The sequence below is a fragment of the Tahibacter caeni genome, from assembly GCF_024609805.1.
Taxonomy (GTDB): Bacteria; Pseudomonadota; Gammaproteobacteria; order Xanthomonadales; family Rhodanobacteraceae; genus Tahibacter; species Tahibacter caeni.
This window is the reverse complement of sequence record NZ_JANFVR010000149.1, coordinates 1-11,526: the sequence shown is the minus strand read 5'-3', so window position 1 is coordinate 11,526 and position 11,526 is coordinate 1. Positions and strand designations below refer to the sequence as shown.

The following is an 11,526-nucleotide window of genomic DNA, read 5'->3' as shown; positions in this document are numbered from 1 at the left end:
GCTGGGCCAGCGCGCCGATCAGGCGCTCGGCGCCGGCGACGCCGGCGCGCTGCGCGACCAGGTCGAGCAGGCGCGCCTGCTCGCCGAACGCGCGAACCTGCGCGGCAGTCCGGCCTGGACCGGTTATCTGGCCGGCCGCGCGGCCGCGTTCGACGAGCGCCTGCAGACCGCGCTGCAGGCCGGCTCGGCCGAACAACTCGCCGCGCTCGGTCCGCTCGCCGAGCCGCTGGCGCTTGACCAGCCCGCGCTGCACGCGCGCTGGCAGGAAGCGCAACGCCAGCTCGCCGCGCGCGCACGGCCGGCCAGCGAGCTGGAGCCGGCGCTGATCCACGTGCCGGCCGACATCGACGGCCATCGCCTCGACCATGCGTTCGAGCTCGGCCGCACCGAGGTCACACGCGGCGAATACGCGCGCTTCGTGCGTGCGACCGGCCGCGCCGCCGCGCGCTGCCGCGAGCCGCTGCGGCCGCTGTCGCGGCTCAAGAGCCTGCAATGGCGCGATCCGGATTTCGCCCAGGGCGACGACGAGCCCGTCGTCTGCGTCAGCTGGGACGACGCGAACGCCTACGCGCGCTGGCTCAGCAGCCAGACCGGCGCGCGCTACCGCCTGCCGACCGAAGCCGAATGGCTGCACGCGGCGCAGAGCGTCGCGCGCGGCGGCGGCTGCGAGCAGGGCAATGTCGCCGACGCGAGCATGGGCACGCGCTGGACCCTGGCAAGCCGCTACAAGTGCTCCGACGGCCGCGCGCATACCGCGCCGGTCGCGCGCTACAAGGCGAGCGCGATCGGTCTCTACGACCTCGCCGGCAACGCCAGCGAATGGACCAGCGGCTGCGCGTCGAAGGACTGCTCCGAACGCGTGTTCCGCGGCACCTCGTGGCGCGACGGCCCCGACGAGACCGCGACCGGCCGCCGCGGCGACAGCAGCACCGACACCGGCTACACGACGATAGGCTTCCGTCTCGTGCGCGAACCCGAGCCGGCGGCCGCGACCGCCGCGGCCGCGCAATGACCGCGCCGCCGCGCTCGCGCTTCGGCGCGCTGCACCTGCAGCGCTACGTGATCACCGGCATACTCACGGTGATCCCGCTGTGGATCACCTTCGTCGTGTTCCGCTTCATCGCTTCGCTGCTGGCCGAATTCGGCGCGCCGCTGATCAACGCGCTGTTCGCCTGGCTGGCCGCGCTGTTCCCGGGCCTGCGCACCCTGCTCGCGGAAACCTGGCTGGTGCATGCGATCAGCCTCGCGGCGACGCTCGTCATCCTGTATCTGATCGGCCTCGTCGCGAACCGCGTGCTCGGCCAGCGCCTGCTCGCCGCATTCGACGCGCTGATGGAACGCATTCCGCTCGTGCACTCGATCTACGGCGGCACCAAGAAGCTCATGGCGCTGCTGCAGAACAAGCCGAACGGCACGCAGCGCGTCGTGCTCGTCGACTTTCCGTCGGCCGGGCTCAAGTCGGTCGGCTTCGTCACGCGCGTGTTCGAGGACGCCGACGGCCGCTCGCTGGCCGCGGTCTACGTGCCGACCACGCCGAACCCGACCGGCGGCTATCTCGAGATCGTGCCGACCGAACGGCTGATCGCGACCGACTGGAGCGTGGACCAGGCCATGGCCTTCGTGCTGTCGGTCGGCGCGGTCGCGCCCGATGCGGCGTTCCCGTCGCTGGAGCCGGCCGCCGCGCCGCCGCGCGGTCCGGCCTGAGCCCCGCGTACAATGCGCGCCCCTCCTCCGACCCGACGACTATGACCCACGCCGTAGTCCACGAACTGATCGACCTGCTCGCGCTGGAGCGCCTCGAAGACAACCTGTTCCGCGGCCAGAGCCGCGACATCGGCACGAAATACGTGTTCGGCGGCCAAGTGCTCGGCCAAGCCCTGTCGGCCGCGCAGAAGACCGTCGACGATCCGCGCCACGCGCATTCGCTGCATGCGTATTTCCTGCGCGCCGGCGACATCGAGGCGCCGATCGTCTACTCCGTGGAGCGCACGCGCGACGGCAGCAGTTTTTCGGTGCGCCGCGTCGTCGCGATCCAGCACGGCCAGCCGATCTTCACGTGCTCGGTCAGCTTCCAGATCGAGGAAGGCGGCGTCGAGCACCAGCTGTCCATGCCCGAAGTGCCCAAGCCCGAGGACCTCGCGCCGCCGCCGCCGATCGCGCCGGAGCAGCTCGAGCGCGTGCCGGTCAAGCTGCAGCGCTGGCTCGGCATGAAGGGGCCGTTCGAGTTCCGCCACGTCTATCCGCGCGACGAGTTCAATCCGCCGAAGCGTCCGCCGTACCAGCAGGTCTGGTTCCGCCTCAGCGACAGCGTGCCGGCCAATCCCGAGCTGCACCGCACGTTCCTCGCATACGCCTCGGATTTCCACCTGATCGGCACGGCGACGTTTCCGCACGGCATCTCGTATTTCCAGCCCGACGTGCAGATGGCCAGCCTCGATCATGCACTGTGGTTCCACCGACCGTTCCGCGCCGACGACTGGCTGCTCTACAGCTGCGACAGCCCGAGCGCGCAGAACGCACGCGGCCTCGCGCGCGGCATGATCTACGACCGCAACGGCGTGCTCGTGGCGAGCACGGCGCAGGAAGGCCTGATCCGCCTGACGAAGTGACGCCGGGAATGCGCTGAACCCGCGTCCGCAGCGCCCGCCGCCCGCTCCCCTTTTCCGCCCGAACGTCCGCCCCACGCGGGCGTTCAGAGTCCCTCGACGCGAGGGACTCCACCATCCGAAACCATTGCGGCTCGTTCGAGGTTCGCCAGGCATGAGACAGATCTACACATCGCTGCGTCAGGAAAACATCGACCGCGTCGTCGCGCTGATGGGCGAGCACGGCATCGAGACCACGGTGACCAACCGCACGAGCTACAAGGGCAGCGACTGGAAGCGCTTCAGCTACAGCAACCGGCCCGACGCGAGCACCTGGCCGCAGGTCTGGGTCGTCAACGCCAACGACCAGACCCGCGCGCGCGAGCTGCTGCGCGAAGCCGGCATCGAGCCGCCCGTGCGCTATGCCGAGGAACTGGCCGCCTCGCGCGAACCGCTGACCGGCCAGGCGCGCCATCGCGCCGTCGCCGGCCGCATGCGCATGGTCACCTTGGCGCTCGTCGCCGTCGCCGCGCTGCTGCTGTCGCTGCGCACCTGCAGCAGCGCGACAAACGCGCCGGAGCCGCCGCAGAAGCGCCAGGTCGTGCCGGTCACGACGCATTGAGGCCGCCCCGGCGGCGCCGTGCCGGACCACGCCGTTGCGTACCTTCCGGCCGGCCCACTGGACCCGCGCGCAGCGGCAACCGGCCGACCTCTTGACGCGGCCCGGCAGCGAGACCAAAACAGACCCCGACCTTCCGTGAGGCGACCGGCTCATGTGGAACCTCAGCGAACCCTGGTGGCAGCTGCTGGCGCGGGCCAGCATCATCTATCTCGTGCTGTTCGTGCTGTTCCGTTTCTCCGGCAAGCGCCAGGCCGGCCAGATGACGCCGTTCGACCTGCTCCTGCTGCTGATCATCTCCAACGGCGTGCAGAACGCGATGATAGGCCCGGACACGTCGGTGACCGGCGGCCTCGTCGTCGCGTTCGTGCTGATCGCCTGGAACCAGCTGTTCGGCTGGCTCAGCAGCCGCAACCGCCGCGTCGAGAGCTGGCTCGAGGGCCGTCCCGAGGTGCTCGTGCACAACGGCCGCGTATTCGAGGACGTACTTGCGCGCAACCGCATGTCGCTCGAGGAGCTGCGTTCGGCCCTGCGCCGCCAGGGCTGTTTCGATCTCGACGAGGTCGCCTTCGCCGTGCTCGAGACCAATGGCACGGTTTCGGTCAAGACGCGCGGCGCGGCGTAGAATCCCGTCCGACGGCCCCCGGGACGCAGCCATGAAATCCGATGTCGTCCGCCTGTTCCAGACCCTGCCGCACGACTGCGGCTATTTTGGCGGGCGCATCGCGCAGAACCTCGTCATCGATCCGAGCGCGCCGCACCTGGCCGGCGTCTACGGCCTGGCGCTGACCCGCGGCTTCCGCCGCGCCGGCGGCCACGTCTATCACCCGCACTGCGGCAGCTGCCGCGCCTGCGTGCCGTGCCGCGTCGCCGTCGACGCGTTCCGTCCCGACCGCAGCCAGCGCCGCTGCCTCGCGCGCAACGCCGACCTCGAGCTGCGCGTCGAACCGGCGCGGCACACCGAGGAATACTTCGAGCTCTACCAGCGCTACCTGTCCGGCCGCCATCGCGGCGGCGGCATGGACGCGCCGCAGCACGAGGACTTCTCGCGCTTCCTGTACACCGACTGGAGCCCGACGCGCTTCCTCGAGCTACGCCGCAACGGCCGCCTGCTCGGCGTCGCGGTCACCGACGTCTGCGCGCAGGGACTGTCGGCGGTCTATACCTTCTACGATCCGGCCGAGACCGCGCGCGGCCTTGGCACGTTCGCGATCCAGGCGCAGATCGACTGGGCCGCGCGCGAAGGCGTGCCGCACCTGTACCTCGGCTACTGGATCGCCGGCCATCCGAAGATGGACTACAAGCGCCGCTTCCAGCCGCTGGAACTGCTGCAGCACGGCAGCTGGGTCGCCTTCGACGAGGCCGACGCGGACTGAGGCGGCAGGCTGCGCCGCCCCGCGGCAACGACCTCGTGGCGTACCTGTTCGCTCGCGGCCGCCGGCGTCGTTCTGTGGCGATGTCCGCGTCCCCGCTCCGGAGCCTTCCATGTCCCCGTCCACCCGCCTGCTGCTGACCGTCCTGTTCTGCGCCGCCGCTTCCGCGGCTCAGGCCCAGACTCCCGCCAAGGAAACCGCCGTGAATTGCAAAGGTCCGTTCAAAGCCCTGCTCGAAGCCAGCAACGCCGAGAAGCGCGGCGTCACCCTGTTCTTCAACGGCCAGAGCCTGTCCGGCATCGTCACCGCCTGCCACGACGACGGTCGCATCGAGATGCGCAGCCAGCAGTTCAGCAAAGTCGTCGTGCTGGCCGACCGAATCGACGCCGCGGCGATGTGAGCGCGGCGCGGAAACGCCGGCTGCACATCGCCGCGCCGGCGCAGCCTATGGCTCGGTGCCGCGCTGCGCGAAGCCGATGCCGTGCTCGCTGTGCACCGACATCACGAGGCGGATCATCGCGTGCGGCACCATGATCTCGAGTTCGCTCGGCATGCCGCGCTGATCCTTGCCGGTCAGGGTCATGCCGAAAAACGGTCCCGACGTGTCGACTTCCGCGCAGACGATGTGCGGTCCGCCGGCACCGTCGAGCAGATACGGCTTGATCGGCTCGCCCAGCGCTTCGATCGCCTGCGGAAACAGAAAGACGGCGTACTGGGTTTCACTCACGGGCGTGCTCCGGCGGGATCGGTAGCGTAGGGATACAACTCGTCGAGGCGGCGTGACAGGCCGTCGTCGCCGACGACGCGCGCATGCCAGCGGCGCAGTTCTCGCGGCTCGCGCACGCCGCAGGCGTGGGCGATGACGCCGACCTCGTGCATGAGATTGCTCGCGTAGTGCGCGACGCGCTCGGCCTTGTCGGTCACGACCAGACCGCGCTGCAGGCGCGGATCGTGCGTGGTCACGCCGGTCGGACAGGTGTTGCGGTTGCACTGCAGCGCCTGGATGCAGCCGAGCGCGAACATGAAGCCGCGCGCCGAGTTGACGAAGTCCGCGCCCATGGCCAGGGCCCAGGCGACCTCGTACGGCGTGATGCACTTGCCCGAACAGATCACGCGGATGCGCTCGCGCAGGCCGCCGCGCGTCAGGGTGTCGACGAGCAGCGGCAGCGCCTCGCGCAGCGGCAAGCCGACGCCGTCCATGAGCGACTGCGGCGCCGCGCCGGTGCCGCCTTCGGAACCGTCGACGACGATGAAATCCGGCGCGCCGGCCTCGCCGCGCCGCTGCACTTCGGCGCAGAGATCGGCGATCCAGGCCACGTCGCCGAGCGGCGCCTTGAAGCCGGTGGGCTTGCCGGTCACCTCGCGGATGTGGCCGAGCATGTCGAGCAGCTCGCCGACGCTGTCGACCTCCGGATGCCGGTTCGGGCTGATCGAATCGGCGCCGATCGGAATGCCGCGGATCGCGGCGATCTCGGCCGTGACCTTCGCGCCCGGCAACACGCCGCCCTTGCCGGGCTTGGCGCCCTGGCCGAGCTTGAGGTTGAACATCTTGACCTGCGGATGTGCGGCGATCGCGCGCAGCCGGTCGTCGTCGAGGCGGCCGTCGGCGTCGCGCACGCCGTACTTCGCCGTGCCGATCTCGAACACGAGGCTGCAGTCGCCTTCGAGGTGATACGGCGACAGGCCGCCCTCGCCCGTGTCGACCCAGATGCCGGCCTTGTGCGCGCCGCGCGTCAGCGCGCGCACGGCCGGCGCCGAGATCGCGCCGAAGCTCATGGCCGAGACGTTGAAGAACGCCGCGTGCGCATACGGCTCGCGCGCATGCGGACCGATCACGAGCGGCCGCGGCGCGACGGCGTCCTCGTCGAGCGTCGGAAAGGCGGTGTTGACGAAGAACACCGTGCCTTCGGGCCGCAGGTCGCGCGTGGAGCCGAACGCGCGCGTGTTGTCGACGTTCTTGGCCGCGCGATAGACCCAGGTGCGCTGGGCGCGGTTGAACGGCAGCTCCTCGCGATCCATCGCGAAGAAATACTGGCGGAAGAATTCGCCGAGGTGTTCGAACCAGTAGCGGAAGCGGCCTATGACCGGATAATTGCGCAGCACCGCGCTGCGCGTCTGGTTGCGGTCGACGACGAAGAACACCAGCGTGGCCAGCAGCACCGATCCGACGACGACGAGAAACAGCGCCGCCATGAGTTCGATGGTGCCGATGACCCATCCGGCGAGATTGGCTTGCATCAGTGAGGCTCCGCAGGCAATTCGCCGGCGATGCTAGCAGGCCGTCGCGGAAAGGGCCGTACCCGATGCATCACGCGCGGCGCGGCGCGCGAAAAGCCTCCTCCCCGAGCGCACGCGCTGAAGGAGCGGCGCCTTCCGCAAAAGGAAAAGCCGGCGGCGAGAACGGCGCGCAACCGGAACGACGCAGGTCAATTCGTCAGCACCGTGATCTTCGCCGCGGCCGTGCGCGCCTTCGCGCGGGCCTCGTCGATGTCGGCACCGCGCGCGAGCGTGACGGCCATGCGCCGGCGGCCGCGGACTTCGGGCTTGCCGAACAGGCGCAGCATGGTATCGGGTTCGGCCAGCGCGTCGGCTACGCCGTGGTAGGTCGGTGCGACGCCGTCGCCGTCGACGAGCACGGCGCAGGACGCCGATGCGCCGAGCTGGCGGACGTTCGGTATCGGCAGGCCGAGAATCGCGCGCACGTGCAGCGCGAACTGCGACAGCTCCTGACCGATCAGGGTCACGAGGCCGGTGTCGTGCGGCCGCGGGCTGACTTCTGAGAAGATGACCTCGTCGCCGCGCACGAACAGCTCCACGCCGAACACGCCCCAGCCGCCGAGCTCGTCGGTGATGCGCCGCGCGATGTCCTGCGCGCGCTGCAGCGCGAGCGCCGGCATGGGCTGCGGCTGCCAGGACTCGCGGTAATCGCCGTCGATCTGCAGGTGGCCGATCGGCGCGCAGAAGTGCGTGCCGTCGCGATGGCGCACGGTCAGCAGGGTGATCTCGTAGTCGAACGCGACGAAACCTTCGACGATGACGCGGCCCCCGCCCGCGCGGCCGCCGCTCTGCGCATAGGCCCAGGCCTGCGCGACGTCGTCCTCGCTGCGGATCACGCTCTGGCCCTTGCCCGAGGAGCTCATGACCGGCTTGACCACGCAGGGCAGGCCCAGCGCCTGCACCGCGGCGCGGTACTCGGCCTCGCTGTCGCAGAAGCGGTACGGCGACGTCGGCAGGCCCAGGGTTTCGGCGGCGAGCCGGCGTATGCCTTCGCGGTCCATGGTCAGCCACGCCGCGCGCGCGGTCGGGATCACGCGCAGGCCTTCGCGTTCGAGTTCGATCAGGGTCGGCGTATGGATGGCCTCGATCTCGGGCACGACGAGGTCGGGCCGTTCCAGCGCGATCACGCGGCGCAGTTCCTGCGCGTTGAGCATGTTGATCACGTGGCTGCGATGGGCGACCTGCATGGCCGGCGCGTTCGCATAGCGGTCGACCGCGATGACTTCGACGGCGTAGCGCTGCGCTTCGATCGCGACTTCCTTGCCGAGCTCGCCCGAGCCCAGCAGCAGCAGGCGCAGCGCGCCGGGCGTGCCGGGAGTTCCGAAAGGTTTCATGCCGAGCTCCGCAGACGGGAAAGCCGGCGATTGTAGGAGAAGCCGACGGCGCCGACGAACGGACGGCGCAGCGGTCACGACACCGACGTGCTACGGCGCCGGGAACGCCGGCGCCCGGCCCACGGTCGCAGCGACGATCCAGCCGGCCGCGCGCGTCTGGCACACTAGGCCTTCCCCGTCAGCGTCCCTGCTCATGCATCCACTTCCCCGTCTCGCCTGCCTGCTGCTGCTCGTCGTCGCCGCCGCCGCGCAGGCCGCTCCCGAAGAAACCTGGATGAGCGTGACCCTGGACGGACGCAAGATCGGGCACATGCTGAACCGGCGCGAAGTTCGCGACGACCGCGTCGTGACCACGCAGACCATGAATCTCGGCATCGAGCGCGCCGGCATCACGGTCGCGCTGGAAGTCAGCGAAACCCACGAGGAAACCGCCGCCGGCAAGCCGCTGGCCTTCCATACGCGTTCGCGCATGTCCGGCGTGGAGTCGACCAGCGACGGCACGGTCGCGGCCGACGGCGCGATCACGGTGCGCAGCAGCGTCGGCGGGCTGACCCAGGACAAGCAGGCCACCTGGCCGGCCGGCGCGCTGTTCAGCGAAGGCCTGCGTCTGGAAGCCGTGCGGCGGGGGCTCGCGCCCGGCACGCGCTACGAGAGCCTGGCCTATCAGGCGCTGAACCTCGAAGCGTTCGCGCTGACCACGACGATCAAGCCGGCCGAGCTCGTCGACGTGCCCGGCGGCCGGCGCGAACTGATCCGCGTCGAGCGCGAGCTCAAGCTGCCGGGCCTGCCGCTGACCAGCACCGACTGGATGGACCGGGACTATCAGGTGCGCAAGGTCAACATGTCGCAGCTCGGCCTCAAGCTCGAGGTGCTGGCCTGCGACCAGGCCTGCGCGCTCGCGCCGAACCAGCCCGGCGACAGCCTGCAGCAGGCGCTCGTGCGCGCGCCGCGCTCGTTGAAGCCGGCAGACCTGCAGCAGCCGCTGCGCTATCGGCTGCGTCTGCGCGAAGCGGCCGGCAACGTCGAGTTCCCGCAGACCGGCGAACAGCGCGTCGACCGCAACGGCGCGGCGCGGGTCGTCACCGTCTCGCCGCAGGCCCGGGTCGGCGGCGAAGCGCCGCCGCTGCCGGCCGACAGCCAGCCGAACGACTGGCTGCAGTCCAACGCGAGCGAGATCGTGCGCCTGGCCGAGGAGGCCTCGCCCGGCGACAAGAAGCCGGCCGAACGCATGCGCGAACTCGAGGCCTTCGTCGCCGGCTACATCGACAAGAAGGGCCTGAGCGTCGGCTACGCCTCGGCGCTGGAAACCGCCCGGTCGCGCCAGGGCGACTGCACCGAGCACGCGCTGCTGCTCGCGGCGCTCGGACGCGCGCGCGGCATTCCGACGCGGATCGCGACGGGTCTGGCGTTCACCGAGCAATTCGGCGGCGCCGAGCGCGTGTTCGTGCCGCATGCCTGGGTGCAGGCCTGGGTCGACGGCCGCTGGCAGAGCTACGACGCGGCGCTCGGCCGCTTTGACAGCGGCCACATCGCGCTCGGCGTCGGCGACGGCGATCCCTGGCGCTTCTTCTCGGGCGTCGGCACCTTGGGCAACCTGCAGCTCGAGGCGATCGACAAGGCCCCGGCGCACTGAACGGCGCGCCGTCCGCCGTCGCCGCGCGATCCGCATGGTCCTTCGCTGCCTGATCCGGCCTCATGCGCTGACGGCCCGACACGCCGCGGTGCGCGACGCACGCGTCGGAGCACAATGTCGCCGCGGCGGCCGCGACGCGATACGGTTCGGCGCCTCGCCCGGCGCGCGGACGTGCCGGATCGCGGCCGCGGCGGTCGTACTACTGTCGGCGCTCGTGACGGCCACGGTGCAGGCCGAGGTCGTGCCGCAGGTCGCCGCACTGCTGCGCGATGCGCGGCTCGGCGAAATCAGCGGCATGGCCCTGTCGGCGCGCACGCCGCAGCGGCTCTGGATGCACAACGATTCGGGCGCGCCGGCGGAACTGTTCGCCGTCGGCCTCGACGGCCGCGTGCAGGCGCGCCTGCGCATCGATGCGCCCAAGCCGGTGGACTGGGAAGACATGGCCGCGTTCACCCTGGACGGCAAGGCCTATCTGCTGCTCGCCGACACCGGCGACAACGGCGGCGTGCGCAAGCGCAGCGAACTGCTCGTCGTCGAGGAGCCCGAGTTCGAAGCCCACGCCGAAGAACGCGAGCTGCGCGCCGCCCCCGCCTGGCGCATCGTGTTCCGCTACGCCGACGCGCCGCACGACGTCGAAGCCGTCGCCGTCGACGCGGCCGGCGACACCGTGCTGCTGATGACCAAGCGCACGTCGCCGCCGCAGCTCTGGTCGCTGCCGCTGCGGCCGGGCAGGTCGCAGGAACTCGTCGCGCAGCCGCTCGGCGCGATCGCCGTGCCCGACGAAGCCGCGCCGCCGGCGGATTTCCGGCGCCGCCTGCAGCCGGGCCGGCCGACGGCCGGCTCGCTCGGCCGCGACGGCCGCAGCATCGCGGTGTTGAGCTATGCCTCGGTCTGGCTGTATCGCCGCGACGCGGGCCAGAGCTGGGCCGAGGCGCTCGCGCGCGTGCCGCGCGTGTTTCCGCTGGGCCTGCTCGTGCAGCCCGAAGCGCTGGCCCTGGACACGGCCGGCAACCGCGTATTCGTGACCGGCGAACGCTGGCCCGCGCCGCTGTTGCGCATCGATCTGCAGCCCTAGGCGGCGAACGGCGCGCGCCACGCCGGCAACGGCGGCGACACGTCGTTGCGGTCGGCAAGACGCCGCCTCACGGCTTTGCGTCCCGCCTGCAACGCCATGCGCCGCGTGCCTTCAGCCGGCCCCCTGCAGCAGCGGGGCGATCTTGTACAGGGGCGTCTGCGTGGCCGGCCCCACCAGCGCGAACGCGGTGTCGCCTTCGGCCCAGTAGTGGGCGAGCAGGCGGCCGTCGCGGCGCTCGCCCGCCAGCGTCTGGCGGGTACGCGGCCGCAGATAGAGCGCAATGCGGGTTCCGGCCGGATCTTCGTAGACCAGCAGCGCCGCGGCACCTTCCGGCGTCGACAGCGCGCGACCGCCCTGCAGGCGGAAGCCCTGCGGTTCCAGATCCGGCACGTCGCCGGCCGCGCCGAACTGGGCGTGCAACCAGGTCTGCAGCGCCGCGCGGCGCGGAAGATCGAATTCCATGGGCAGCCCGGCGCCGGCGAACAGGCGATAAGCCGCCACCGCGTCGGCCATCGGCAGGCGCTCGGCCGCGAGACGCTGCTCCCGCCAGAACCAGCCGGCCATGCCACCGAGGCCGAGCGCCAGCAGCCACGCCGCGGCAGCCGCCAGCCAGAGACGGCGCCGGCGCCG

General features: G+C 71.1%; 13 protein-coding genes. 9 read left to right on the top strand and 4 right to left on the bottom strand.

All coding sequences use genetic code 11. The features are described 5' to 3' along the window. From NON22_RS13590 to NON22_RS13560, 7 genes are all read left to right on the top strand, one after another. The coding region (locus NON22_RS13590) for a formylglycine-generating enzyme family protein (RefSeq protein ID WP_257387480.1) at positions 1 to 1,012 on the top strand (1,012 nt) is incomplete at its 5' end. After that, positions 1,009 to 1,704: a DUF502 domain-containing protein gene (locus tag NON22_RS13585; RefSeq protein ID WP_257387479.1), complete on the top strand. Its 696-nt coding sequence runs from the start codon at positions 1,009 to 1,011 to the stop codon at positions 1,702 to 1,704. The genes NON22_RS13590 and NON22_RS13585, both read left to right, overlap by 4 nt. 41 nt (positions 1,705 to 1,745) lie before the next feature. Beyond that, complete coding sequence (gene tesB / locus NON22_RS13580) at positions 1,746 to 2,609, top strand: acyl-CoA thioesterase II (protein WP_257387478.1); 864 nt, start codon at positions 1,746 to 1,748, stop codon at positions 2,607 to 2,609. 151 nt (positions 2,610 to 2,760) lie between these two features. Continuing rightward, complete coding sequence (locus tag NON22_RS13575; RefSeq protein WP_257387477.1) at positions 2,761 to 3,207, top strand: hypothetical protein; 447 nt, start codon at positions 2,761 to 2,763, stop codon at positions 3,205 to 3,207. Between the two features lie 151 nt (positions 3,208 to 3,358). Continuing rightward, entirely contained in the window at positions 3,359 to 3,829 is a 471-nt protein-coding gene (locus NON22_RS13570; protein ID WP_257387476.1) for a DUF421 domain-containing protein, read from the top strand. A gap of 31 nt (positions 3,830 to 3,860) precedes the next feature. Beyond that, positions 3,861 to 4,580: an arginyltransferase gene (locus NON22_RS13565; protein ID WP_257387475.1), complete on the top strand. Its 720-nt coding sequence runs from the start codon at positions 3,861 to 3,863 to the stop codon at positions 4,578 to 4,580. A 109-nt stretch (positions 4,581 to 4,689) separates the two neighbouring features. Beyond that, the gene (locus NON22_RS13560; protein WP_257387474.1) at positions 4,690 to 4,977 is read left to right on the top strand and encodes a hypothetical protein; all 288 of its coding nucleotides are present in this window, start codon (positions 4,690 to 4,692) and stop codon (positions 4,975 to 4,977) included. 45 nt (positions 4,978 to 5,022) lie between these two features. Here NON22_RS13560 and NON22_RS13555 read toward each other — a convergent pair whose 3' ends face one another. The 3 genes from NON22_RS13555 to purT all read right to left on the bottom strand — a co-directional run bounded on the left by NON22_RS13555 (position 5,023) and on the right by purT (position 8,188). Next, complete coding sequence (locus tag NON22_RS13555; protein WP_257387473.1) at positions 5,023 to 5,304, bottom strand: hypothetical protein; 282 nt, start codon at positions 5,302 to 5,304, stop codon at positions 5,023 to 5,025. Then, a complete protein-coding gene (locus NON22_RS13550) occupies positions 5,301 to 6,815 on the bottom strand; it encodes an FMN-binding glutamate synthase family protein (protein WP_257387472.1) in 1,515 nt (504 codons plus the stop codon). Before NON22_RS13550 ends, NON22_RS13555 begins: the two co-directional genes overlap by 4 nt. A gap of 188 nt (positions 6,816 to 7,003) precedes the next feature. Beyond that, complete coding sequence (gene purT / locus NON22_RS13545; RefSeq protein ID WP_257387471.1) at positions 7,004 to 8,188, bottom strand: formate-dependent phosphoribosylglycinamide formyltransferase; 1,185 nt, start codon at positions 8,186 to 8,188, stop codon at positions 7,004 to 7,006. A gap of 193 nt (positions 8,189 to 8,381) precedes the next feature. Between purT and NON22_RS13540 the strand changes: the two genes are divergently transcribed. Then, complete coding sequence (locus tag NON22_RS13540; RefSeq protein ID WP_257387470.1) at positions 8,382 to 9,821, top strand: transglutaminase-like domain-containing protein; 1,440 nt, start codon at positions 8,382 to 8,384, stop codon at positions 9,819 to 9,821. A gap of 214 nt (positions 9,822 to 10,035) precedes the next feature. Then, complete coding sequence (locus tag NON22_RS13535; protein WP_257387469.1) at positions 10,036 to 10,896, top strand: hypothetical protein; 861 nt, start codon at positions 10,036 to 10,038, stop codon at positions 10,894 to 10,896. Positions 10,897 to 11,007: 111 nt separating this feature from the next. Here the strand turns inward: NON22_RS13535 and NON22_RS13530 are convergent. Then, the coding region (locus NON22_RS13530) for an anti-sigma factor (protein WP_257387468.1) at positions 11,008 to 11,526 on the bottom strand (519 nt) is incomplete at its 5' end.